Annotated in this window: 26 protein-coding genes, 1 tRNA gene and 1 pseudogene; 9 read left to right on the top strand and 19 right to left on the bottom strand. The window is 69.0% G+C overall.

What is annotated here, in order from left to right:
- Window positions 1-385 precede the first annotated feature (385 nt).
- Window positions 386-904, top strand: a complete 519-nt coding sequence (locus CPY97_RS04720) for a DoxX family membrane protein (RefSeq protein WP_150129192.1) — start codon at window positions 386-388, stop codon at window positions 902-904.
- 42 nt (window positions 905-946) lie between these two features.
- Here the strand turns inward: CPY97_RS04720 and coaD are convergent, their stop codons facing one another.
- The 3 genes from coaD to CPY97_RS04705 form a co-directional block, all read right to left on the bottom strand.
- Entirely contained in the window at window positions 947-1438 is a 492-nt protein-coding gene (gene coaD, locus CPY97_RS04715; RefSeq protein WP_096421002.1) for a pantetheine-phosphate adenylyltransferase, read from the bottom strand.
- 70 nt (window positions 1439-1508) lie between these two features.
- Window positions 1509-2186 carry an endonuclease/exonuclease/phosphatase family protein gene (locus CPY97_RS04710; RefSeq protein ID WP_096421001.1) on the bottom strand — a complete coding sequence of 226 codons (678 nt, stop codon included), beginning with the start codon at window positions 2184-2186 and terminating at the stop codon, window positions 1509-1511.
- Window positions 2187-2189: 3 nt separating this feature from the next.
- Complete coding sequence (locus CPY97_RS04705; RefSeq protein WP_096421000.1) at window positions 2190-4406, bottom strand: ATP-dependent DNA helicase RecG; 2217 nt, start codon at window positions 4404-4406, stop codon at window positions 2190-2192.
- A 32-nt stretch (window positions 4407-4438) separates the two neighbouring features.
- Here CPY97_RS04705 and CPY97_RS04700 point away from each other — a divergent pair, with 32 nt between their 5' ends.
- Complete coding sequence (locus CPY97_RS04700; RefSeq protein WP_096423363.1) at window positions 4439-5026, top strand: RsmD family RNA methyltransferase; 588 nt, start codon at window positions 4439-4441, stop codon at window positions 5024-5026.
- Window positions 5027-5050: 24 nt separating this feature from the next.
- Here CPY97_RS04700 and CPY97_RS04695 read toward each other — a convergent pair whose 3' ends face one another.
- Window positions 5051-6085, bottom strand: a complete 1035-nt coding sequence (locus tag CPY97_RS04695; protein ID WP_096420999.1) for a thiamine-phosphate kinase — start codon at window positions 6083-6085, stop codon at window positions 5051-5053.
- 63 nt (window positions 6086-6148) lie between these two features.
- On the opposite strand from CPY97_RS04695, the gene CPY97_RS04690 reads away from it, so the two are divergent.
- Complete coding sequence (locus CPY97_RS04690; protein WP_096420998.1) at window positions 6149-6727, top strand: DUF3515 family protein; 579 nt, start codon at window positions 6149-6151, stop codon at window positions 6725-6727.
- A 778-nt stretch (window positions 6728-7505) separates the two neighbouring features.
- On the opposite strand, the gene CPY97_RS04685 is transcribed toward CPY97_RS04690, so the two are convergent.
- The 8 genes from CPY97_RS04685 to leuC all read right to left on the bottom strand — a co-directional run bounded on the left by CPY97_RS04685 (window position 7506) and on the right by leuC (window position 16502).
- Window positions 7506-8669: a hypothetical protein gene (locus tag CPY97_RS04685; protein ID WP_096420997.1), complete on the bottom strand. Its 1164-nt coding sequence runs from the start codon at window positions 8667-8669 to the stop codon at window positions 7506-7508.
- 40 nt (window positions 8670-8709) lie between these two features.
- A complete protein-coding gene (locus CPY97_RS04680) occupies window positions 8710-10263 on the bottom strand; it encodes a Mur ligase family protein (RefSeq protein ID WP_096420996.1) in 1554 nt (517 codons plus the stop codon).
- Window positions 10260-11003, bottom strand: coding sequence for an alpha/beta fold hydrolase (locus CPY97_RS04675; RefSeq protein ID WP_096420995.1), 744 nt, complete (start codon window positions 11001-11003; stop codon window positions 10260-10262). Before CPY97_RS04675 ends, CPY97_RS04680 begins: the two co-directional genes overlap by 4 nt.
- A gap of 82 nt (window positions 11004-11085) precedes the next feature.
- Window positions 11086-12120, bottom strand: a complete 1035-nt coding sequence (locus CPY97_RS04670) for an NAD(P)H-dependent glycerol-3-phosphate dehydrogenase (protein WP_419866118.1) — start codon at window positions 12118-12120, stop codon at window positions 11086-11088.
- Between the two features lie 46 nt (window positions 12121-12166).
- A complete protein-coding gene (locus CPY97_RS04665; protein ID WP_231924039.1) occupies window positions 12167-12937 on the bottom strand; it encodes a lysophospholipid acyltransferase family protein in 771 nt (256 codons plus the stop codon).
- 85 nt (window positions 12938-13022) lie between these two features.
- A complete protein-coding gene (gene murA / locus CPY97_RS04660; RefSeq protein ID WP_096420994.1) occupies window positions 13023-14399 on the bottom strand; it encodes a UDP-N-acetylglucosamine 1-carboxyvinyltransferase in 1377 nt (458 codons plus the stop codon).
- A 22-nt stretch (window positions 14400-14421) separates the two neighbouring features.
- Window positions 14422-15018 (bottom strand): 3-isopropylmalate dehydratase small subunit, encoded by a 597-nt coding sequence (leuD, locus tag CPY97_RS04655; RefSeq protein ID WP_096420993.1) that lies wholly within the window; start codon window positions 15016-15018, stop codon window positions 14422-14424.
- Entirely contained in the window at window positions 15018-16502 is a 1485-nt protein-coding gene (leuC, locus tag CPY97_RS04650; RefSeq protein ID WP_096420992.1) for a 3-isopropylmalate dehydratase large subunit, read from the bottom strand. Before leuC ends, leuD begins: the two co-directional genes overlap by 1 nt.
- Window positions 16503-16644: 142 nt before the next feature.
- Between leuC and CPY97_RS04645 the strand changes: the two genes are divergently transcribed.
- Window positions 16645-16986 (top strand): DUF2200 domain-containing protein, encoded by a 342-nt coding sequence (locus CPY97_RS04645; RefSeq protein WP_096423357.1) that lies wholly within the window; start codon window positions 16645-16647, stop codon window positions 16984-16986.
- Window positions 16983-17672: a hypothetical protein gene (locus CPY97_RS04640; RefSeq protein WP_096420991.1), complete on the top strand. Its 690-nt coding sequence runs from the start codon at window positions 16983-16985 to the stop codon at window positions 17670-17672. Before CPY97_RS04645 ends, CPY97_RS04640 begins: the two co-directional genes overlap by 4 nt.
- Window positions 17673-17730: 58 nt before the next feature.
- Here the strand turns inward: CPY97_RS04640 and CPY97_RS04635 are convergent.
- The 3 genes from CPY97_RS04635 to CPY97_RS04625 all read right to left on the bottom strand — a co-directional run bounded on the left by CPY97_RS04635 (window position 17731) and on the right by CPY97_RS04625 (window position 19098).
- Window positions 17731-17803, bottom strand: a tRNA-Glu gene (locus CPY97_RS04635).
- A gap of 85 nt (window positions 17804-17888) precedes the next feature.
- Entirely contained in the window at window positions 17889-18812 is a 924-nt protein-coding gene (locus CPY97_RS04630) for a diacylglycerol/lipid kinase family protein (protein WP_096420990.1), read from the bottom strand.
- Window positions 18813-18816: 4 nt separating this feature from the next.
- Window positions 18817-19098 carry a metal-sensitive transcriptional regulator gene (locus tag CPY97_RS04625; protein ID WP_096420989.1) on the bottom strand — a complete coding sequence of 94 codons (282 nt, stop codon included), beginning with the start codon at window positions 19096-19098 and terminating at the stop codon, window positions 18817-18819.
- Window positions 19099-19165: 67 nt separating this feature from the next.
- On the opposite strand from CPY97_RS04625, the gene CPY97_RS04620 reads away from it, so the two are divergent.
- From CPY97_RS04620 to CPY97_RS13675, 4 genes and pseudogenes are all read left to right on the top strand, one after another.
- A complete protein-coding gene (locus CPY97_RS04620; RefSeq protein ID WP_096420988.1) occupies window positions 19166-19813 on the top strand; it encodes an MBL fold metallo-hydrolase in 648 nt (215 codons plus the stop codon).
- A 112-nt stretch (window positions 19814-19925) separates the two neighbouring features.
- Window positions 19926-20174, top strand: a complete 249-nt coding sequence (locus tag CPY97_RS04615; protein WP_096420987.1) for a CopG family transcriptional regulator — start codon at window positions 19926-19928, stop codon at window positions 20172-20174.
- Between the two features lie 14 nt (window positions 20175-20188).
- Window positions 20189-20503 (top strand): type II toxin-antitoxin system PemK/MazF family toxin, encoded by a 315-nt coding sequence (locus CPY97_RS04610; RefSeq protein ID WP_231924038.1) that lies wholly within the window; start codon window positions 20189-20191, stop codon window positions 20501-20503.
- A 21-nt stretch (window positions 20504-20524) separates the two neighbouring features.
- Window positions 20525-21088, top strand: a pseudogene (locus CPY97_RS13675) (nitroreductase family protein); the annotation flags it as partial.
- A 276-nt stretch (window positions 21089-21364) separates the two neighbouring features.
- Here CPY97_RS13675 and CPY97_RS04600 read toward each other — a convergent pair.
- The 4 genes from CPY97_RS04600 to CPY97_RS04585 all read right to left on the bottom strand — a co-directional run bounded on the left by CPY97_RS04600 (window position 21365) and on the right by CPY97_RS04585 (window position 23421).
- Complete coding sequence (locus CPY97_RS04600; protein ID WP_096423355.1) at window positions 21365-21865, bottom strand: ASCH domain-containing protein; 501 nt, start codon at window positions 21863-21865, stop codon at window positions 21365-21367.
- Window positions 21866-21871: 6 nt separating this feature from the next.
- Window positions 21872-22207, bottom strand: a complete 336-nt coding sequence (locus CPY97_RS04595) for a type II toxin-antitoxin system RelE/ParE family toxin (protein ID WP_096420985.1) — start codon at window positions 22205-22207, stop codon at window positions 21872-21874.
- Window positions 22204-22422 carry a hypothetical protein gene (locus CPY97_RS04590; RefSeq protein ID WP_096420984.1) on the bottom strand — a complete coding sequence of 73 codons (219 nt, stop codon included), beginning with the start codon at window positions 22420-22422 and terminating at the stop codon, window positions 22204-22206. The genes CPY97_RS04595 and CPY97_RS04590 overlap by 4 nt, the downstream gene beginning before the upstream one ends.
- A gap of 72 nt (window positions 22423-22494) precedes the next feature.
- The gene (locus CPY97_RS04585; protein WP_096420983.1) at window positions 22495-23421 is read right to left on the bottom strand and encodes a Ppx/GppA phosphatase family protein; all 927 of its coding nucleotides are present in this window, start codon (window positions 23419-23421) and stop codon (window positions 22495-22497) included.
- Window positions 23422-23634: the final 213 nt, after the last annotated feature.

Raw genomic sequence — 23634 nt, 5'->3', positions numbered from 1 at the left:
CTCGGCGGATCATCGCCCCGTCTGCCGCGCCTGCGCGCGGCGCCGCTGCGCGCACTCGCCCGTCGCGGCTCCCCGCAACTCCCGTCATTTCCGCAGTGAGGAACCCCCTCGTGACCGTCACGACCCACACCCCTGTCCCCCAGTCGACGCACGAGCGTCGACCCGAAGCCGAATCAATACGCCCGAGCTCGAGCGCCGGGTGCACCGCCGCATGAGCGACGAGCAGCGCGAGACCCGGCAGCTGCAGTTGATGCTGCAGTGCCTGCCCCCGCGATGAGCACCCCCACCCGCCCGGGCTGTCATGCCCGGGCGGGCATGCTTGCGCGTCCACGGGCGCTGAGCACCCCCACAGCCACGCGCCGTAGCGTAGAAGGACGGACGTCACGTGGACACGGAGGCTGAAATCAGGATGCGCGCACTCATCACCCGAGGAATCGAGCTCTTCGATCGCTTCGTCGTCTGGACGATGGACAGGTTTGGCGTCAAGTTCGCTCGCCTCGCGATCGGTGTCGTCTTTATCTGGTTCGGCGCACTCAAGATCATGGGCGATCTGAGCCCCGCCTACGACCTCGTCGCGGCGACCGTCTACTTCGCCACACCCGAGATCATCGTGCCGCTGCTCGGCGTGTGGGAGGTCGCCATCGGCCTCGCGTTCCTGTTCCCGCCGACAACGCGACTGGCGCTGCTGATGCTGATTCCGCAGATGCCGGGCACGTTCCTCCCGCTCGTGCTCCTACCCGAGGTGACGTACACCGTCTTCCCCTTCGGCCTCACGATCGAGGGACAGTACATCGTGAAGAACCTCGTGATCATCGCGTGCGCCCTCATCATCGGCGGCCACGCCCTGCGCAAGCACAAGGCTGACACCGAGAGCATCACCTTGCCGGAGCGCGCCACCGCCTGAGCGGACGCACGAGACTCCCACGCCGCTGCTGCCCGGCGGGGGCTAGCCGTCGCGCGTCTTCTCAAGGAACTCGGCGACTGCCCGCGGTACGTAGGGAGCGACGTCACCGCCGAGACTCGCGACCTGGCGCACCAGCGAACTGGACACGTGCGCGTGTGCCGGGTCGGGCAGCATGAAGACCGTCTCGACCCCGGCGAGGTTGCGGTTCACGATCGCCATGGGCGTCTCGTACGCGACATCCACCTGGCTGCGGACGCCCTTCACGAGCACCGTTGCCCCCACCTCGGTGCAGTAGTCGACGAGCAGGCCTACGCTCCAGCCGGTCACGCGAATGCTCGATGGCAGAGCCCGGTCAGCGACGGCCTGCTCGATGAGCGAGACGCGCTGCGCGATCGGCAGCATGGCGGTTTTGCCCGGGTTGTGCACCACGACGACGTGGATCTCGTCGAAAATGTTGGCCGCACGCTCGATGACATCGAGGTGGCCCAGGGTGATCGGGTCAAACGACCCAGGAACGACGGCGATCCTGCTCATGCGCTCAAGCCTAGCGAGGTGACGTTACCGATTCGTGACGATCTCGCCCCGCGCATCCATGAATCTGCCGTCAGGCAACCTCGGCGTGCTCGGCGTTCACGAGGATCGGCATGTGGTCGCTGACACCCTGCGGCAGCGTCTGCACCGTCGTCAGCGCCATACCGATCGACGTGGCGAAGTCGAAGTGGCCGCGGAAGAACTTGTAGCGCGTGTAGGTGCGAGCGTCAGACAGCGTGACCTCGTGGCCCGAGCGTTGCACGGTCGATGACAAGAACTCTTGGAACCACGGGTAGTTGAAGTCGCCCACCATGAGGGTCGGCAGCTCGGCGCCGAACGAGTCGAGGGCCTCGTGCGCGGCGTGAATCTGGGTACGCCGCAGTGAGTTCAACGCGGTCAACGGCGCCGCGTGAAACGAGCCGATCACGACCTCGCGCTCGTGTTTGCGGTCGTACAGCAGCGTGCCGAGCAGCCGTTCGTGGGCAGGCTTCGCAATCACATCGTGCAGCGAACGCTTGAGCGAGAACGCCTTCGTCTCGAGCGCCGCAAAACGCTCGTGGTGGTAGTAGATCGCGAGCCCCAGCCGGTTGCCGCGCGTCGCGTCGGCGAGGTGCATGGGGCCGAGGTCGTCGGGCATGCGATCGGTATCAATCTCTTGCAGACACAGCAGGTTCGGCTCATGCTCGGCAATCAGATCAGACAGCTCACCGATCGCCGCGTGCTTGCGGAGGTTGTAGCTGATGACACGCATCGTCTAATTCTTTGCCATGAATTCTCGGGCCGACTCATCGAGGCGGCGGGCCAGCGCCTCAGCGAGCGGCGGGTGCTCGGCGAGGTCGGGGTCGGTGTCTAGTATCGCCGCCGCGGCCTGGCGGGCATCAATGATGACGTCAGAATCGGTCACAACCCGCAGCAACTTCAAACTGGAACGCCCGCCCGACTGATTGGCGCCCAGCACGTCGCCCTCGCGGCGCAGCTCAAGGTCGACCTGCGCCAACTCGAAACCGTCGAGGGTGGCCGCGACCGCCTCGACGCGTTCGCGCGCCGTCGTCTCGGGCAGCGCGGCCGTGACGAACAGGCACAAACCCGGATGCGCGCCGCGCCCCACGCGCCCACGCAGCTGATGCAGCTGGCTGACCCCAAACCGGTCGGCGTCGATGACCGCCATGAACGTCGCGTTCGGCACGTCGACGCCCACCTCGATGACGGTGGTCGCGATGAGCACGTCGATGTCTCCCGCCGCGAAAGACCGCATGATCGCGTCTTTCTCGTCGGCGGGCATCCGGCCGTGGAGGGCCGCGATGCGCCGGCCGGCAAGCGGCGGAGCCTGCTGCAGAATCGGCAGCAACTCGACGATCGTTCCCGGCGGGCGGTCTACTACCGGGGGCTCCGTCGCGTCGTCGGCGAGCGCATCCGGGTCGTCCTCGACCGTGGTCGGGTCGATCGCGGGCACCACCACGAAGCCCTGGCGACCGGCCTCCAGCTCTTCCCCAAGGCGCTGCCACACGCGCGGCCACCAGCCGGGCTTGTCGGCGAGCGGCACGACGTGGCTGACGATCGGGATGCGCCCCGCGGGCAGGGTGCGGATCGTCGACACATCGAGGTCGCCAAAGACGGTCATCGCGACCGTGCGCGGGATCGGCGTTGCCGTGAGAACCAGCACGTGCGGCGGCACGGCGCCCTTGCGACGCAGGGTTTCGCGCTGCTCGACGCCGAAACGGTGCTGCTCGTCGACCACGACGAGCCCGAGGTCGACGAACTGCACCTTGTCTCCCAGCAGCGCATGCGTGCCGACGACGATGCGCGACTGGCCGCTCGCGATGGCCAGCAGCGTCTTGCGCCGTTCAGCCGCCCCCAACTGCCCGGTGAGCAAGACCGGGCGCAGGCGGGCCGCCCGATCGGGGCCAAGGGTCGCGACGATCGAGCGGAAGTGCTGGGCAGCAAGCACCTCGGTCGGCGCGAGCAGTGCGCTCTGGCCCCCGTTCTCGGCGACGGCCAGCATGGCGCGCACCGCGACGAGGGTCTTCCCCGAACCGACCTCGCCCTGCACGAGTCGGTTCATCGGCACGGCGGCCGCGAGGTCGCGGAAGATCTCGTCACCGACCGTCTGCTGGTCGGGTGTGAGGGCGAACGGCAGCTCGGCGTCGAAACCGGCGAGCTCGGCGCCGGGCAGGCGCGGCTCGGCGGGCGACGAGCGCAGCACGGCACGCTGCTGCAGGAGGGCCGCCTGCAACAGGAATGCCTCGTGGAAGCGCAGGGTGTCGCGGCCCCGCCGCCACTGCTGGTCGTCTTCCGGCTGGTGGGTGAAGCGCAGCGCCCGTGTGAGGTCGAGCAGCTGTCGCTCGGCGCGCACCTCGAGCGGCACGGGGTCGTCGATGCCGACGAGGCTGTCGAGCGCGACCCCCATCGCCTTCTGGAGCTGCCAGCTAGAGATCGTCGAGGTGGCGGGATAAATCGGAATCGGGGCGAGCGCCCACTTCTGCGCCTCGGGGTCGGGCGCCCCCGGCACCAGCTCGAGGTCGTCGAACAGCTGGTAGTCGGGGTGGGCCAGCTGCCGCGCGCCACGGTACTCGCCAACCTTGCCGGCGAAGATGCCGCGCACGCCCGTCTTCAGCGTCTCTTTGCGCCAAGCCTGGTTGAAGAACGTGAGCGTGACGATGCCGCGGCCGTCGGTGATCTGCACCTCAAGGATCGAGCCTTTGCGGTTCTTCATCGACCGCTCGGTCACGCGCAGCACCTCGGCGACGATCGTCACCTCCTCGCCCACGGTCAGCTCCGTGAGCGCCGTGAGCTCGCCGCGCTTCGCGTAGCGCCGGGGGTAGTGGGCGACGAGGTCGCCGACCGTCTGCATGCCGAAGGCGCGCGCGAGCGCCTTCGCGGTGCGGTCGCCGAGCACCCGCACCAGCTGCTGGTCGAGCGGGCCGGTCACGGCCTCAACGCTACCCGCGGCTGCTGACGCGACCTCGCGCATCCATCAGGGATGCTCGCGGTAGCGTGGAGAACGTGACCCGCCTGATCGCCGGTTTCGCCGGCTCGCTCACGCTCAGCGTGCCGAAGAGCGGCACGCGACCCACGAGCGACCGCGTGCGTGAGGCGATCTTCTCGGCGCTCGAGGCGCGCGACCTCATCGACGGGGCGCGCGTCGTCGACCTGTACGCGGGCTCGGGGGCGCTCGGCCTGGAGGCGGCCAGCCGCGGGGCGGAGTCAGTCGTGCTCGTCGAGAAGGCTGCGTCGGCCGCGCGGGTGTGCCAGGCGAATGCTCGACTCGTGGAGCAGCAGGCGGCGCGGTTCGGGGTCGACCCGGCCCCGCGCATCCGGGTGGTGACGCGCGCCGCGCGTTCGGCGGTCGAAACCCTCGAGGGGCCCGTCGACCTCGTGTTCATCGACCCGCCGTACGAGGCGGGCGCGGCCGAGGTCGACGAGCTGCTGGTAGCGCTCGTGCCGCACCTGGCGGCGGATGCGGTGGTCGCGCTGGAGCGCTCGTCGCGCAGCACTCCCCCGGCCGAGGTGCGCAGGCTCGTGCTCGACCGCACGGCACGCTACGGCGAGACCGTCGTGCACTGGATGCGGCGGGTCACCGAGGAAGGCTAAGCCGGTAGACGTCGTCGGGCGTCGTCATACGTCGTCGAACGAGTCCCAGCCGCCGCGCTGCTCGAACGGTCGGCCGCCGACCCGCAACTCGGGGCCTCCGTCGCCCGGCTCGACAACGCGACCGATGACCCGGAAACCCCCCGGCAGCCCGGGGCCGCCGTCGGCGAGGACCGAGGCGGGGAAGGTCGCGAGCAGGCTGTGGTCTTCTCCGCCGGTGAGCACGAGCGGGAGGAACATCGCGTCGACTCCGGCCACGATGCACACGGCGGCAGCGTCGAGGTCGATGACGACTCCGCTCGCGCGGGCGATGCGGCGGGCGTCGAGGGCGAGGCCATCGCTGAGGTCGAGCATCGCGGTCGCGCCGGCACGGGCTGCGGCGGGGCCGTCGGCAAGGGGTGGACGAGGGGCGAGCTGCGCGTCCACGATGCGCGGCTCGTCGGCGCGCAGTGCGGCGGCCCGCTCGGGGTCGGGGTTGCCCTCGTCGTCGACTCCCTCGTCGAACAGCATGCGCAGGCCGCGGGCCGCGAGGCCGATGTCGCCCGACACGGCGACGAGGTCACCCGGTTGCGCTCCGTCCCGCGTGACGGGCGGGCAGCCCTCGAGGTCGCCGAACGCCGTCACGGCGATCGTGAGGGTGGATCCGACGCTGAGGTCGCCTCCGACGACCCCGCACCCGGGGGCGAGGGCAGCGCAGGCGTCGGCGAAGCCGTCGGCCAGCTGCTCGAGCTCGGCAACCGCGGTGTCGGCGGGGGCGATGAGGGCGACAACCAGACCGGTCGGGCGGGCGCCCATCGCGGCGATGTCGCTGAGGTTGGTGGCGGCGGCCTTCCAGCCCAGGTCGTGCGGGGTCGACCAGGCGCGGCGAAAGTCGGGGCCGTCGACCATGACGTCGGTCGTGACGACAAAGCGACCGTCGGCAGCGGCGACGACGGCGGCGTCGTCGCCGGGCCCGAGCACGGTGTGTTCGCCGCGCGGCAGTCGGGGGATGATGCGGGCGAGCGCCGTGATTTCGCCGACCGTGCGCAGGGTGTCGGGGCGAGCATCCGGACTGTCGGTCACGGGGTCCACGCTAGCGCGGCCCGCTCAGCGCGCGGCGAGCCGCGGGCAGTATCGTTGAGGGCGATGACACGCCGACCCGTTCGCGCCGCCGGAGCCCTCGCCGCGGCCGCACTGCTTGCCGCGCTGAGCGCGTGCGCTCCGACCGTCGCGCTGGAGCCCGCCGAGGATGCGAACGCCGTCGCGTGCGCCGAGATCAGCGTGCGTCTGCCCGACGAGATGCTGGGGCTTGAGCGCCGAACGACGAACGCGCAGGCGACGGCAGCGTGGGGCAACCCGACCGGAGTGATCTACCGCTGCGGCCTGCCGCCCATCGGGGCCACCGACCTGCCGTGCTTCACTGTCGAGGGTGTCGACTGGCTGCTCGACGAGTCGAACGCGCCGCAGTTCGTCTTCCTGTCGTACGGGCGCGCGCCGGTCACCGAGATCATCGTCGATCCCGACGTCGCCGGAGTCGCGGGAGTCGACGTGCTGCGCGCCCTCGGCCCGGCCGTGTCGGCGGTGGAAGCGACGCAGCAGTGCCTGGCAGCGACCGACGTGCTGACGGGCGGACAGATCGCGCCGCCGAGCGAGGGTGATGAGCCGGAGCCGAGCGAGGGCGATGAGCCGGAGCCGAGCGAGAGCGACGAGCCGGCCGACGAGTAGCCGCACACCCCCGCTCACACCGTTCACCCCGCTCACGCGTCTCCGTCGAACACCGAGCCGATCAGAGCCGCGTCACGCCGCAGCAACCCCGACTACCGCTTCACGCCGCCGCGACTTTCCTGTCCCGCGCCGCCGCCATTGTCCCTAGCGACCACTTCCCACCCACGGCAGCTTCCAAAGTCACGGAAAGGCGAATGGCCGTCGGCTGCGCGTGCACATTCCACTCCTCCAGGCGGTTCCGCAACAGCGGAACGGGCGAAGCGGGGTCACAGACTCCTCGTGGGGTCGGGCGTCCTCGTGTGCCTCAGCACACGGTTCGCATCGGTGCCGACCGTGCCACTTCTCAGGAGTTGAGGTCGCGGGTTCCCGGAAACAAGCGGGCGCGGGTGGGCAACGCACCCTGGACTCCTGAGAAACGTCACGCGCAGCACGAGTGAGAACGATTCACCCCTCCGCGACTTTGGAAGGCACCGCGGGGGGCAAAGCTGACCCCGACGCGCGCGGGCAAATATCAGTGCGGGCGGACAGGAACGTCGGTGGGCATGAGGGCGCGCGCACCTGCGGGACGAAACGAACCGGTGTGGGCGCCCCCGGGCGGGCCGGAACGCGGGCGCACGCGGGCGGACCGGAACGCGGGCGCGGGCGGGCAGGCAGGCTGGAAAGCGGGCGGGCCGGAACGCGGGCGCGGGCGGGAGCGGGAACGTGGGCGGGTGCGCGTGGGCGGGGCGACCGGAGGATGCGGACGCCCGGACGCCCGGGCGCCCGGACGGAACAGGCTTTACGCGCGGGGTCCGTCGAGCCCGACCAACTTGCCGGCGATTCCGCCGGCGGCGCGCAGGGCCGCTCCACCGCCGAACCCTGCCTGCGGGAACACCACACGCCTGTCGCGTGCCTCCACCAGCGCATCGATCAGCACGGTCGCTGCCGGCTGGGTCGGCGCCCACAGGTAGAGCGACATCGCTCCGGGGATCGAGTTGACCTCGTTCACGAACAACTCCCCCGCGGCCTCGTCGAGCAGCAGGTCGACGCGCACTACTCCGGTGAGGCGCGTGACGTCGGCGACGCGCGCCGCCAGATCACGCGCGGCCTCGTGGATGCTCGCATCCACGTTCGCGGGGAACTCCCGCGGCGCGCTCGTCAGGCCCGCGTCCGAGCCCGAGCCGCCCGCCAGATACTTCTCGGCGTACGAGTACAGGGCGCTGCCGCCCTCACCACGCAACGGCTTCTCCAGCTCGGTGATCTCGAGCTGCGGGTACGTGCGGAAACTAATGTTCAGGTCGACCAGCTCGGGGCGGTACGGCTCGAGCACGGCACCCGTGCGCAGGTGCACGCTGGAGGCGGCGAGCGCCCTGGCCGCCTCGATGTCGTCGGCGATCTCGATGCCGATCGACGACCCGCCGAAACGGGGCTTTACGATGTAAGGCCCCGCGAACGACGGCTCGCGCAGGGTCGACACCGCCTCGCGCGGCAGTGACGGGATGCTCGCCGAGGCCATCAGCCCGCCGAACGCCAACTTGTCCATGCCGACCGCGCCCGCAAAGAGCGTCGACCCGGTGGCGGGCACGCCGAGGAACGAGAACAGGGCCGCAGCGCCGCCGCCCTCGCCGGCTCCGCCATGCAGGCACAAGAGCGCCGCGTCGAGTTCGATGCGTTCGGCTCCCAGGCGCTTACGGCGGTACAGGCCCGGCTCGCCCGACAGGCGCACCTCGAGCGGCTGCGAGTCGCGCGGGGCGCCCTCGAGGTAGTCCTTCGCCTCCGTGCCGTCCGGCACGCGGAACCACTCGCCGGTCGGTGACCAGTAGACCGGCACGACCTTCTGACCCGCCGCCGTCAAGACCCGCTCGGCCTGCAAGCCCGTCAAAATCGAGATCTCGTGCTCGGGGCTGGGGCCGCCGAAGACGACCGCCCAGGGGTGGGTCTGAGCCGAAGCGTGCTGCGTCATGGACACCTATCGTCGAGGGGCAAGCAGAACCCGCCAACTCTCACGGATAGTGATCGGGCAGGTCGTTCTCGTAGAGGATAACGCCCCGGTCACCGGCAGCCTCGACCGCGGCCTTCACGGCCTGCTCGCGCGTCGCGACTGCGACCGCGCCGTCGCCGAATCCCGAGACGAGCGCGGCCCGGTTCGTGCGACCCACGGCGTACAGCGCACCGCCGGCCTCCTTGATCGCCGCGCCGAACGCCCGATTGCGTTCGACCTGCACCGGACCCAACTCGACCATGCCCGGAGTGACCACCACGAGCGGCCCTCCCGTCTCGGCGGCGAGCGCCTGCGCCCCCTCGAGCGCGCGGTGCGCGCCGACCGGGTTCGAGTTGTACGTGTCGTCGATGATGCGCGCCCCGCTCGGCGCCACCTGCACCTCGGCGCGGTGGGCCGAGCCGGGCAGGTCGCCGAGGCGCCCCGCGATCGTGTCGACCGGAACCCCGGCGGCCAGCGCGATTCCGGCCGCCACGGCGACGTTGACCGCGTGCCCCGTACCCGACACGGTGACGGCGACCGGCTCGGTGGCGCGACCGATCCTGATGGTGCCGGCATGAGCATCCAGGACGACGTCGGCGTCGGCACCCGCCGTCGACACCGTCACGACGGTCTTGCCCTGCTCGGCGCACAGCGCCGCGTGCCGGGCAAGGCGCTCGTCGTCGATCGGCAGCACCACGGTGGCCGCCTTCTCGGTGATCTCGGCCTTCGCGCGGAAGATCACGTCGGTCGAGCGCATGCGCTCGAGGTGCGCCTCGCCGATGACGGTGATCGCGGCGATGTCGGGCGGGAAGTAGCCGCACAGTTCACGAATCTCGCCCGCGCCGAAGATGCCCATCTCGGCCACGAAAATCTCGGTGCCGGGAACGAGCTTGTCGTTGACGGCCCTCGACAACCCCAGCCGGTTATTGAAGGATGCGGGACTCGCCACGGTCGGGAATGTCGCGCTCACGAGGTGCGCAACGTAGTTCTTGGTACTCGTCTTGCCGTACGAGCCGGTGATCGCGACGACGCGCGGCTTCACCTGCTGCAGCCGCTTCTGCGCCTGTACGACGAACTTCTTCGACCCGGCCTTCTCGATGGGCGCCATGATCGCGAGCGCGAGGTCGGTGAGCGGGGCGCTGACGAGCAGCGTGAGAGCAACACCGGCTGCCCCCAGCAGCGCTGCCAGCAATACCGCCACGAGCAGGTGCACGACGATCCACGCGACCATGAGTCGCTTCACGCGATCCGTGATCGCGAATTTTGCCGAGCGGCCGCGCACCGGCAGGCCGAGCGGCACGAACGCAAGCGCCAGAAGGGCAACGAGCGCCCAGTAGTCGCCGAGAGGCGGCACCCCGCCGAGCACGGCGACGAACGTGGCACCAATCGCGACGACGAGCAGCGCAGCCGTCACGGGCTCGCGTGTCACCCAGAGCCACGCCATGCGCGTGGTCCAGCCGGGCACGTAGTGCTCGCGCTGCGCGACGCGCAACCACCGCGCCGCGACGGGCACGGCGACGAGCAGCCCGGCCGCGAACGCCACGAGGGTTGCGGGGGCGGTGAGCAAGTCGATCATTCGGGATGGTCCAGTTCGTCGAGGAGGGTCAGCAGCTCTTCACGCACGGCGAGCTCGAGGTCGCCGGTCATCAAGTGTGCCGTACCGTCCACGACGCGGAACCGCGAGCCGCCGATGCGCTCTGACGCAACCCGACCCGCGTCGGTCGGAGCATCGGTGTCGTTCTGACCCCACACCATGCGCACGGGGCAGCGCAGCGTGCCGAGGGCGTCGTCGTAGGTCTCGCCGACCACCCGCACGAGGATGTCGCGCATGACCCCCTGGGCGGCGCGGTAGTCGCTGGATCCGCGGCGACGACGAATCGCTTCCATGCGACGGTCGCTGATGATGCCGCGCCGGTTGGCCCACCGCGCGAGGCGGTAGCTGGTCGGCGGTGGGGTGGGCGCCGTCAACCGAACGAGCGGCACGCCGGTCAAGACGAGCCCCGAGACGAGTTCGGGCCGGGCGGCGGCGAGCCGCACGGCGACGCGGCCGCCGAACGAGTGGCCGACGAGCACGACGGGCGCATAGGCGGCGATCGCGTCGGCCACCAGTTCTGCGTACTGCCCGGTGCCCCACGCGCTCTCCGGCGCGGGCGCCGGGCCGAAACCAGGCAGGTGGATGCTCACGGCATCCAGCCCAGACAGCACCGTCTCGAAGTCGGTTCCGTCACGCCCCCAGCCGTGCAGCGCGACGACGCGCGGCGGGGTGGACCCGTGCTTCTCGGCCAGGACGCGGCCTCCGGCAAGTGACGTAATCACTGCATCAGCCTAACGCGGGCTGTACCCCGTCAGGGGGTCACGCGCGTGTCGCCTGCGTCGCCGACCGACCGCAACCGCGGCTCTACTCGCCCTGCGGCTCGTCGCTGTCGGTCGCCAGGTGCGGGGCCAGCTCGCGCGGATCGAGCGTGCCGTCGAGCACCTGAGCGACCTGCGAGACGATGGGCATCGACACGCCCCGCTGCGCCGCGAGCTCAAGGATGGGGCCGACCGAGGCGAGCCCCTCGGCGGTCTGGTTCATCTGGGCGATCACCTCGGTGAAGGCATACCCCTGACCGAGCAGTCGCCCGGCTGTGTTGTTGCGCGACAGCGGCGACTCACACGTGGCGATGAGGTCGCCGAGGCCCGCCAGCCCGCTCATCGTTTCGGGACGCGCGCCGAACGCGACGGCAAAGTGGGTGAGCTCGACGAGGCCGCGGGTGATGATCGACGCCTTCGTGTTCTCGCCGTAGCCGACGCCGTCGGCGATGCCCACGGCGACGGCGATGAGGTTCTTCAGCACGCCGCCGAACTCGGTTCCGATCACGTCGGAGTTCACGAAGGAGCGGAAGTACTCGTTCGTCGCGGCACCGGCCACCTGCCGTGCCGTCTCGGCGCTGGAGCTCGACACCACCGCAGCGGTCGGCTCACGCTTGGCGATCTCGAGCGCGAGGTTCGGCCCGCTGATCACGGCGATGCGGTCATCCTCGATGCCGAGCTCCGAGCGAATCACCTCGCTCATGCGCAGGCCAGTGCCCCGCTCGACGCCCTTCATCAGGCTCACGACCGGCACGTGGGGCGGCACGATGTCGCGAATCGAGTGCAGGTTGGTTCGCAGCGACTGGCTGGGCACCGAGAGGTAGACCTGATCGGCTCCGTCGAGCACTTTTTCGAGTGAGTCGTGCGCGCGCACGGTTCGCGGCAGGTTGATGCCGGGCAGGTAGTCGCTGTTGCGGTGGGATTCGGTGATTTCTTGCGCCACCTCGCGGCGCCTCGCCCACAGCATGACGTCGGAGCCCGCGTCGGCAAGCACCTTCGCAAACGTGGTGCCCCACGACCCGGCGCCGAGCACCGCAATGCGTCGCGCCTCGCCGTCGAGGTCGGGCAGCGGAAGGCGAATCGCCTCGGTCAGGGTCGGATGCTCGGCCCGCTGACCGAACGCGCTCTCACTGCTCAAAACGGCCCGTTTCTTTCTGGCCGTGCTTCGACGGATCCCACCGCTCGGCCGGCGGCTCCTCGCCTCGGAGGTCGGCGAGCAGCGCGGTGACCGCGTCCATGACGCGCGCCGTTCCCTCGGACAGCGTGGCAGCATCCAGGGGGCGGCCGGCGAGGTCGCTCAGGTCGACGGGGTCACCGATCTTGCAGACGATGCGTTTGCGCGGAAAGAAGCTGATCTTCTTCGAGTAGCGGCCCATGATCTGCTGGGTTCCCCAGTGCGCGGCGGGAATGATCGGGACCCCCGCGGTGAGCGCCATGCGCACGGCGCCCGACTTGCCCCGCATCGGCCACATGTCGGGGTCGCGGGTGAGCGTGCCCTCGGGGTAGATGATGACGGCGAGCTCGCGGTCGACGAGCTGCTGCGCGGCCTTCAGCGGCGCGTCGGACCGGCCTCGACCCTCGCGCTCGACGGGAATCTGCCCGGATGCGCGCAGCACTGCCCCGAGGAACGTGTTTCTGAAGAGACTCGCCTTGGCGAGGAACCGCGGCACGCGCTTGAGCTTCCACATGAAGCGCCCCATGATCACCGGGTCGATCTCGCTGTAGTGGTTCGGCGAGAGGATGAACGCACCGCGCTTCGGCAGCTTGTGGCCGTCGATGACGTCGTAGCGGGCCATCAGGGTGAGCGGCGGCAGCAGGATGGCGGCGATCAGCCACCACAGCGGGGTGCGCTCGGGTCCGCGGCGGCGCGCGGGGGCGGAGACGGGTGCGGATGTCACGGCGTACAGGTTAGACCCAGACGCATCCCCGGTCGGGAATGGCTCCCCCGCATGGTGGCGGTGTGCGCGGATGCGCGGGGCGCGATCACGCGTCGGCCGCGACGACCTCGAACTCGGCTCCGAGCTGCTGCAGCTTGTCGAGGAACAGCTCGTATCCGCGCGCGATGATGCCGACGTTCGAGATGGTCGAGGTGCCGTCGGCGGCGAGCGCGGCGATCAGGTGACTGAAGCCGCCGCGCAGGTCGGGCACGCGTACATCGGCGCCGTGCAGTGGCGTCGGGCCGGTGACGACGGCGGCCTGCTCGAGCTTGCGTCGCGGCACGCGACGTGTGATCGAGGCGATGCCGTCCTTGTGGACCACGATGTTGGCGCCCATCTCATTGAGCGCGTCCGTGAATCCGAACCGGTTCTCGTACACCGTCTCGTGCACGACCGAGACGCCATCGGCCTGCGTGAGCGCGACGACCATCGGCTGTTGCCAGTCGGTCATGAAGCCGGGGTGCACGTCCGTTTCGATCTGGACGGGCGTGAGCGGGCTTCCGGGGTGCCAGAAGCGGATCCCGTCTTCCAGCACGTCGAATTCGCCGCCCACCTTGCGGTAGACGTTCAAGAACGTCATGAGTTCTTGCTGCTCGGCGCCGCCGACGGTGATGTCGCCGCGCGTGGCGAGAGCGGCCGCGGCCCAGCTCGCGGCCTCGTTGCGGTCGAAGATCGCCGTGTGCAGGTAGCCGCGCAGCTTCTCGACGCCCTCGATGACGATGACGCGGTTCGGCTCGACCGAGATGATGGCGCCCATCTTCTGCAGGATCGCGATGAGGTCCATGATCTCGGGCTCGATTGCCGCGTTCTTCAGCTCGGTCGTGCCGCGCGCGCGGACGGCCGACAGGAGCACCTGCTCGGTCGCGCCGACGCTCGGGAAGGGCAACTCGATGTGCGCACCGGTCAGCCCGTTCGGAGCGGTGAGGTGGATGCCGTGCGGCAGCTTCTTGACGACGGCGCCGAGCGCCCGCAACGCATCGAGGTGGAAGTCGATCGGCCGGTCACCGATCTTGCAGCCGCCGAGGTCGGGAATGAACGCCTCACCCAGCTGGTGCAACAGCGGCCCGCAGAACAGGATCGGGATGCGGCTGGAGCCCGCGTGGGCGTTGATCTCGGCGAAGTGCGCACTGACGACGTTGGTCGGGTCGAGCACGAGCACTCCGGGCTCAGAGGCGTCAACCAGCACGCCGTGCGCCTCGAGAAGACCCTTCACGACGTGAACGTCGCTGATCTCGGGGACGCCCTTCAGCGTGCTCGGGCTGTCGCCGAGCAGCGCCGCGACCATCGCCTTGGTGACGAGATTCTTGGCGCCGCGCACCTCGATACGCCCCGTCAGGGGCTTGCCACCATGGATGCGCAGGGTGTCTCCGGCGAGGCCGACGCGAGCAGCCGACTTCAGCGAGTCCTTCGTGAGGGAGTTCATGTAGCTCGTTCCTTGCCCGGGGTTACCGGGCGGGCAGGGTGGTCGGACGCCAGGCTTCGCGGCGTCCCTCAAAGTCGGTGATGGCCTGCTCGTTGCGCAGGGTCAGCCCGATGTCGTCGAGCCCCTCCAGCAGTCGCCAGCGGGTGTAGTCGTCAATCTCGAACTCAACGGTGATATTCCCGACGCTGACCGTGCGAGCGACGAGGTCGACGGTCGCCTCCATGCCGGGCTGGGTTTCGAGCTCGGCCCAGAGCCGCTCGACGGTGGCCTCATCGACGACCCCGGTCAGCAGGCCCTGCTTCCCCGCGTTGCCGCGGAAGATGTCGGCGAATTTGGGGCTGATGACGGCGCGGAATCCGAAGTCGCGGAGCGCCCATACGGCGTGCTCACGGCTCGATCCGGTTCCGAAGTCGGGACCGGCGATCAGGATGCGCGCGCCCTGATAGGCAGGCTGGTTCAGGATGAAGTCGGGGTCCTGTCGCCAGGAGGAGAACAGCCCGTCGTCGTAGCCGGTCTTCGTGACGCGCTTCAGGTAGACGGCGGGGATGATCTGGTCGGTGTCGACATTCGACCGGCGGAAGGGGACGGCCACGCCGGTGACCTGGGTGATCTTTTCCATTACGCGCTCACTCCCTCGATGCCGGTGTAGGCCGGGTCGACCTCGATGCCCATCGCGATGAGGTCGGCCGGGCTCGACAGCGTGCCCCGAATGGCGGTCGCGGCGGCGACGAGCGGCGATACGAGGTGCGTGCGCCCGCCCTTGCCCTGACGCCCTTCGAAGTTGCGGTTGCTCGTCGAGGCGCAGCGCTCACCGGGAGCGAGCTGGTCGGGGTTCATGCCGAGACACATGGAGCAGCCGGCGAAGCGCCACTCGGCACCGAACTCTTCGATGATGTGATGCAGGCCCTCCGCCTCGGCTTCGAGGCGCACGCGCGCCGAACCCGGAACGACCATGACGCGCACGCCGTCGGCCTTCTTCTGCCCCTTGATGATGGACGCGAACGCCCGCAGATCATCGAGGCGGCTGTTGGTGCACGAGCCCATGAAGACGGCGTCGACCGCGATGTCTTTCATGGGGGTGCCGGCGGGGAGGTCCATGTATTCGAGAGCGCGCTCGGCGGCGGCACGCTCGTTCGGGTCGATGATCGTCGACGGGTCGGGAACGCTCTGGCTGAGCGACACGCCCTGGCCGGGGTTGGTGCCCCAGGTCACGAACGGCTCGAGCTCGCCTGCGTCGAGGAACACCTCGGCGTCGAACACGGCGTCGTCGTCGGTTCTCAAGGTCTCCCAGTGGGCGATCGCCGCATCCCAGTCGTCGCCCGTGGGGGCGTGCGGGCGACCCTTGAGATAGTCGTAGGTGGTCTGGTCGGGGGCGACCATACCGGCCCGCGCGCCCGCCTCGATCGACATGTTGCAGATCGTCATGCGGCCATCCATCGACAGCGATCGGATGGCGCTGCCGCGGTATTCGAGCACGTAGCCCTGGCCGCCACCGGTGCCGATCTTCGCGATGACGGCGAGGATGATGTCTTTCGCGGTCACCCCGGGCTTCAATTCGCCCTCGACGGTGATCGCCATCGTCTTGAACGGCTTCAGCGGCAGGGTCTGCGTGGCGAGTACGTGCTCGACCTCGCTCGTGCCGATACCCATCGCGAGGGCGCCGAACGCGCCGTGGGTCGACGTGTGCGAGTCTCCGCACACGACAGTGATGCCCGGCATAGTCAGGCCGAGTTGGGGGCCGACAACGTGCACGATGCCCTGCTCGACGTCGCCGAGAGAGTGCAGGCGGATACCGAACTCCGCAGCGTTCTTGCGCAGCGTCTCGATCTGCGTACGGCTGGTGGGCTCAGCGATCGGCTTGTGGATGTCGAGCGTCGGCGTGTTGTGGTCTTCCGTCGCGATCGTCAGGTCGGGGCGGCGAACCGGGCGTCCGGCCATCCGCAGCCCGTCGAATGCTTGGGGGCTCGTCACCTCGTGCACGAGGTGCAGATCGATGTACAGCAGGTCGGGTTCGCCGTTCTCGCCCTTGGCGACGAGATGCGACTCCCAGACCTTCTCGGCGAGGGTCTTGGGGCGGTTTGATCCAGCGGTGTCAGCGGTCATGACGCGTACGTGTCCTTCTTCGAATCTTCAGTTCCGGCCGACGACGAACTCCGCGACGAGAGTGGCCTGGATGATCAGGACTCGCCGCGGCGACGAAGGAGAAGTCGACCGGGAAGCATCCGCCCAGACTACCATCGGGGCCATGAGCCGCCTGTCGGAGATGAGCGTCGCCCGCGTGTATCCGCTGTACGTGCAGAAGCTCGAGCGGAAGGGCCGAAGCCAGGCCGAACTCGACGAGGTCATCACGTGGCTGACCGGACTCGACCGCGCGCAGGTGCAGGCCCACCTCGATGCGGGCAGCAGTTTCGAGGAGTTCTTTGCGGCGTCAACGCTGAACCCGAACGCCTCGGCGATCACCGGGGTCATCTGTGGCATTCGGGTCGAAGACATGACCGATCCGCTTGATCAAAAGGTTCGCTACCTCGACAAGCTGGTCGATGAACTGGCGAAGGGCAAGGCTATGGAGAAGGTGCTGCGGTCATGAGTCCGGAGCGCAAGGCCTGGCTGATCACCGGCATCGTCGGGTTGCTGATGGGGCTCGGTGCGCTCGCGGTGTGGCTCGGCATGTCGATGACCGATGCGGCGTCCGAGGCCGAGCCGACCCCCGACCCGACCACGTCCGAGCCCGCTGACGACAGCCCCCGCCCCGTTCCCACGAATACGGACGCGGCTGACCCGGTATCGCCGCCCGAGCCTGAGCGCGCCGCGGTGCCCGCCGACTGCGCGAGTCTGTACAGCCCAGCCATGACCGCGGAGTTGCAGAGCTACGGGGTCGTTCTCAACCCGGCCTGGACCACCACCGACCCCAACGCGGGGCTGCGCTTCGCCGACGACCTACTGGAAACCTGGGCCGTCGAGTGGGACAGCCGGCAGTGCATCTGGACGACCGAGGGCGGCGGTAGCGGCATCGGGCTCGAGACCCACGTTGTGCCACTCATCGCCGACGAGGAGTCGCTCGTTGGCGAGCGGCTCGCGAGCCTCGGCTATTCGTCGGTCGACGAGCTCGGCGGCACTCGCTACTTCTGGAGCGTCACCGACGACGAGTTCGGCGGCGCGTTCGGCGAATCACACATTGTGGTCGGCGGCTACTGGTTCGCCACCGCGTGGCTCGACTTGGGCGTGACGGGATACACGGCCGACATGGTGCGAAACCTCGTCGGCGTCGACTAACGCCGATCACCATCCGAAAAGAGAAAACCCCCGGCGTCAGCCGGGGGTTTCGCGGTTGTGACCCCAGCGGGATTCGAACCCGCGTTACCGCCGTGAGAGGGCGGCGTACTAGGCCGCTATACGATGGGGCCGCATTGCAACCCGTCGAGTATGCCACAGCGCCGGGGCGCCGACCAAACCGGGCGGGCGTTGCGTGCCGGCGCGAGCATCCTGGTCTCAGACGGCGCCGTTTTCGGGGCGTGGGGCGAGCACGCGAAGCGATCGAGCATCCACCGTCGCGGTGATCGGCAGCGGCGCGACGCGCTCGCCGTCGGCGTACGCGACGACGCCGCTCGCGGCGATCGAGACGCGGGATGCGCGCTTCACGATCACGCGCGGGTCGCCCACGTGCGTGCCCGCGAACACGCGCGGGTAGATGCGCAGGAACGCGAGGCGCGACAGCGGTTTCACGAGCACGACGTCGAAGAGTCCATCGTCGAGCCTCGCGTCGGGCGCGACCTTCATGCCTCCGCCGAAGGAGAGGTTGTTGGCCACCGCGACGAGCAGCGCCTTCTCGACGCGGGACTCTCCGTCGAGCTCGAGCGTGTACTCAATCGGTCGAAGTTTGGCGAGCTCGACGAGCAAAGCGAGCGTGTAGCGGCTGCGTCCGCGAGGGAAGCGCATGCGATTGGCCCGTTCGTTGACGAGCGCGTCAAAGCCCGCCGACAGGATGCACGCGAAACGGGTCTCGCCACCACCGTGGGCGATCGTGCCCGAATCGATGACCCGCGGCGGCAGCAGCAGCTGGCGGGCGAGCAGGTCGATCGCCGCCTCGGTGTCGTCGACCGGAATGCCGAGACCCCGGCACACGTCGTTGCCGGTTCCGCTCGGCACGATCCCGAGCGGGATGCGGTTGCCGGCGAGCGCCATCACCCCCAGGGCGACCATGCCATCGCCGCCGACCACGACGAGGGCGTCGGGCTTGTCTGTCAGCTCGCGCCGGGTGGCCTCCAGCAACTGCGGAAAGTCAAGCTCGGTGAGGCTCGTCACCTCGTGACCCAGCGCGCGGAGGGTGGTGACGACCGCGGGACCCACCTCTCGTCCGCGCCCGAAAGCGGCGTTCGGGTTGATCGCGACGACGACGCGCTTGCGCGCCGACATGTGCTCAGCGGCCCCGGTTGTTCTGTAGTTCGTACACGGAGATCAGCTCGGCGACGGCCTTCTCGCGTTCCTCTCCCCCGGCGTCGAACATGTCGGTCACGTGGGTGCGCAGGTGGTTCTCGACGAGCAGCTTGTTGAGGCTCGACAGGCTCTTCTGGATGGCGAGCGACTGGGTGATGATGTCGACGCAGTACTCGTCGGCGTCGATCATCTTCTCGAGCCCGCGCATCTGCCCCTGCAGGATTTTCGCGCGGTGCAGCGCCCGCTTCTTGATGTCGTCGATCATGCGTGTGACTTTATACCCCCTGGGGGTGTGCAGTGCGGCATCTCGTCGGCACGGCTAGCGTGGGTTCATGAAGGTCACCAAGCGTGAGCATGCCTGCCTCGTCGTCGAGCACGCGGGCGCGTCTCTCGTCATCGACCCGGGGTCGTTCACGACACCGTTCCTCGTCGAGAACCTCGCCGCGATCGTCGTCACCCACGAGCATGCCGACCACGTCACCCCCGAACACCTGGAGCGGTTGCTTGAGGGGCGATCCGAGACGCCGCTGTTCGCGCCTCGGGGAGTCGCCGAGGCGCATCCCGGATTCTCGTGGCACGTCGTCGACGGGGGCGACGTCGTCGACGCGGCTCCCTTCGAGCTGGCGTTCTTCGGCGGGCGGCACGCCATGATCCATCGTTCCATTCCGCTGGTCGACAACGTCGGCGTGATGGTGAACGAGACGCTGTACTACCCGGGCGACTCATTCACGGTGCCCGACCGCGCCGTCGACACGCTCGCGGTGCCGTCGAGCGCTCCGTGGCTGAAGATAGGCGAGGTCATGGACTACCTCGACTCGGTGCGACCGCGGCGCTCGTTCCCCACCCACGAGCGCGTCAACTCTGAGGCGGGGCAGGCGATGGCGAACGCGCGCATCCGCCACGTGACCGAGCTGCACGGCGGGGTGTTCACCGCGCTCGAGCCGGGCGACACGATCGACCTCGACGGGGGTGCGGCGTGAGCGACAACGGCATCGACGTCGAGTCCCCCGCGATCGCATACCGGCAGGGCCGGCTGAAGGGTCGTCGGCAGAGCGCTCCGCAGCAGGAGGTATAAATGGTTATACTTCTGCCATGAAAACGGCGATCTCAATTCCGGAGCGCGACTTCGAGCGGTTTGAGCGCGTGGCGTCCCGTCACGGCATGAATCGCTCGCAGTTTTACCGTGAGGCAGCGCGGCGCCTCGCTGACGAACTGGAGAACGAAGGTGAACTCACTCGGCTTGCCAACGCCGTTCTCGCGCGCTCACGGGCAGTTAACAACGACACTGACGACTTCGTGCGCGAGTCGGAGCGCACCATCGAGACCGGTACTGACTGGTGATCGAACGTGGTGACGTGGTGTGGGTCGACTTCGGCTCTGAACCGGCGAAGCGGCGCCCCGCAGTGGTGATTCAAGACAACTGGCTCCTCGCGTCGGAGATCTCGACGGTGCTCGTCGTACCCCTGACCTCGAATGTCGACCTCGAACCGTTTCCGGGAAACGCCCTAATCCCCGCCGTCACGAGTGGCCTCGATCGCGACTCCGTTGCCGTCATCTCGCAGGTAGGACCCGTGAGTCGCGAGTTCATCGAACCGTTCGCTGTCGGGTCGTTACCTCCGTATCTGCTTGGCAAAGTGTCGGCAGGTGTCCGGCTGGTCGCCGGGCTGTAACAGTCGCAGCAGACTGGATTCATGACACGAGCAGGCATTTGCGGATCGGCGGATTCGGCGCTGGGCGCGCGCTACGGCGAGGCGGATGCTCGCTGGCGGGGCCCCTGGAACGACACAATCGCGACGATGCTCGCCCACCGATCGGTGCGGCGATTCGCCGCGGACGACATCGACGACGACACGCTGTCGGCGCTGATCGCCGCGGCCCAGTCGGCCTCGACGTCGTCGAACCTGCAGTCGTGGAGCGTCGTCGCCGTGCGCGACCCGGCCCGCAAGCGGCAACTGCGAGCACTGGCCGGCGATCAGGCCTTCATCGAGGCGGCACCCGTCGTGCTCATCTGGCTCGCCGACTTCTCGCGCGCCCAGCGCATCGCCGACGACGAGGGCGCACCGCTCGCGGCGGCCGAGCTCGTCGAGAGCACGATCGTGGGCGTCGTGGATGCGGCGCTCGCCGCCCAAAACGCGCTGATTGCCGCCGAGTCGCTCGGCCTCGGCGGGGTGTACATCGGCGCAATACGCAACCGGCCCGACGAGGTTGCCGAACTGCTCGAGTTGCCACCGCGCACCTTCGCGGTGTTCGGCCTCGCGCTCGGGCACCCCGACCCGGCCGACCGGGCGGGAGTTAAGCCGCGCCTGCCGCAGTCGGCCGTGCTGCACCTCGAGCGCTACGACGGCCGTCGGGTCGCCGAGCATCTCGCCACACAGGAGCGCACCCTCGACGCATACAACGCGACCCAGGGCCGCCGCGTCAGCTGGCGTCAGACGGTGCTTCGGCGGCTACGCGACTACGCGAACCTCTCGGGTCGCGAGCACCTGCGTGGGGGCGCTCGAACGGAGACGGCTGCCCAGCCGCTAGCGACATCAGTCTCGGTGCTCGGGCGGCCAGACCACGGTGAAACGCTCGAGCACGATCTGCTGCTCGGGCGACCACGTGCCGCCGCGGGCGGCCGCCGTGCGCTCCCAATAGCGCCGGTGACCCTCGCGCCAGGTGGCTAGCGTGCGGTCGTCCTCTCCCTCATCGAAGGCGAACCGTTCATCCACCTCGTCGAAGGTCGCGAGCCGAAACTCGGTCGAGCGCAGCACCACGCGAGGAACGCCTGCGCCGTCGCAGGCGATCCAGTGCGAACCGATGCGGGGCAGGGCTTCTCCTTCGGCAATGAACTCGACCACGAGGGCTGCGGTCGCACGCTTCGTGCCGTCGAGCACGAGGCCCAGCAGTTCGTCCGCGAGGGTGGGCGAGTCGCCGAAGTACTCGACCGTCCAGTCTTGAGTCGCAGCCACCGTCTCGGGATGCGCGTCGGCGTACGCGCGCCACATCGCCTCGGCCGCCGCGCGATCGATGTCGGGAAGTGGCGTGGTCATGAGCACCTAAGCCTGTGGGTCTTGTCGCTCGTGCAGCACTCGCAGTAGCACCAGCGTGGATTCGTCAAACGTGAAGTACAGCACGTGGCGCGGCTGACGCACGGTGCGTTGCGCCACGCTTTTCAGATGAAAGAAGTGGGCGTGCGTGAGGAGTTCAGGTCGCGCGTGAACCCCGGGAGAAAGTGGATCGGCGAGCAGCATGGAAATTGCTCGCGTGATGAGCTCTTCGTATCGCGCCCGAGCCTCCTCACCGAAGACTGTTTCACTCCATTCAAGAACGCCGCGCAGGTCATCACGGGCCGGAGCTGCAACGCGAAGTACACGCGCGGCGGTGGAGGTCACAAGGAGGAGAGATAAGCGCGGACACCCGACGGCGCTACGTCGTCTACGTGGCCACCCGCCACCGCCTGATCTGCTTCAGCAAGGAGGAGTCGAAGTTCATCGAGAGCGCTCGCGTCGGTCGTGACGCTTTGCGCAAGTTGCCGCGCGAGCGCAAGTCGATCAGCAGGCGCGAGGGCCATCGCTGCGACGGCGAGAGAATCGAGGTCCTGGCTCATGCGGCGAGTGTACGCCTGACCTCCGACACCACAACGAAACTGTGCGCCACGGTGCCTCACCACTCGTGCGTGCTAGTCGAGCCCGTCGATGTAGCGCAGCACGAGGCCCTCGCGCAGCGCCCACGGCGACACCGTCAGCGTCGATACGTCGAACACCTTCATCGCCGTGCGCAGCAGGATCGCGCCGGCGAGGATCTGGTAGCTGCGTTCGGGGGTGATGCCGGGCAGGTACTGGCGCACGTCCGACGGCATCTCGCGCATCGTCGGCTCCCACTCCTTGAGGCCCGCGTAGTGAATCGGGGCGGGCGCCCCCGTCACCGGGTCAGCCGGACCGCCGACCAGTCGCCCGATCGAGCGAATGGTCTTGGATGTTCCCACCACGCGAGTGGGCGCCGGCCGGTCCGCAAAGATCGTGTCGCGCGCCTCGGTAAAGGCGGCCCGGGCGTGCGCCCGGAGGCGCGACACCGCCTCACGTGGCGGCGGGTCGTCACGCAAGAAGTTGATGGTCGCGCGGCCCGCACCGAGCGGCAGAGAGACCTGCGCGTCGGGGTACTCATCGACCCCCTGCGCGATCTCGAAGGAGCCGCCGCCGATGTCGAACAGCAGGATCTCGCCGGCCGACCAGCCGAACCAGCGGCGCACGGCGAGCATCGTGATTCGGGCCTCATCGTCGCCGGTCAGCACCCGCAGCTCGACACCGGTCTCCCGCGTGATGCGGGCGAGCACCTCCTCGCCGTTCGCCGCCTCGCGGATCGCCGAGGTGGCCGTCGCCATGACGTCATCGACGCCGATCTCGGCGACAGTGCGCGCCGCTCCCCCGATCGCCTCAACGAGCATCCGTTGCCCCTCCTCGGTGATGGCGCCGTCGTCGTCAATGAAACGCATGAGCCGCAGTACCGAGCGCTCCGAGTGGTGCGGCACGGGGCTGGCGCCCGGGTGCGCATCGACGATGAGCAGGTGGACGGTGTTGGATCCGACGTCGATCACTCCGAGGCGCATGCCCCGAGCGTACGCGGCGGGCGGCCGAAAACAACAAAACCCCCGGTCATCGCGGGGGTCTTGAAAAGCTGGGGTACCTGGACTCGAACCAAGAACAACTGAGAGCCGCCTGGCCCGTCCGAGCGAAGCCCCGAATCGATGGAGTTCCCCGTAATTTCAGGGATCTCATGGGGTCAAGTCTACCGCGGGCTACCGACAGCTACGCAGTGATTC

The organism is Microcella alkaliphila, from assembly GCF_002355395.1.
In the GTDB taxonomy this organism is placed as follows: Bacteria; Actinomycetota; Actinomycetes; order Actinomycetales; family Microbacteriaceae; genus Microcella; species Microcella alkaliphila_A.
Note: the sequence above shows the minus strand (reverse complement) of the source record. Positions and strands in the feature narration are given on the sequence as shown.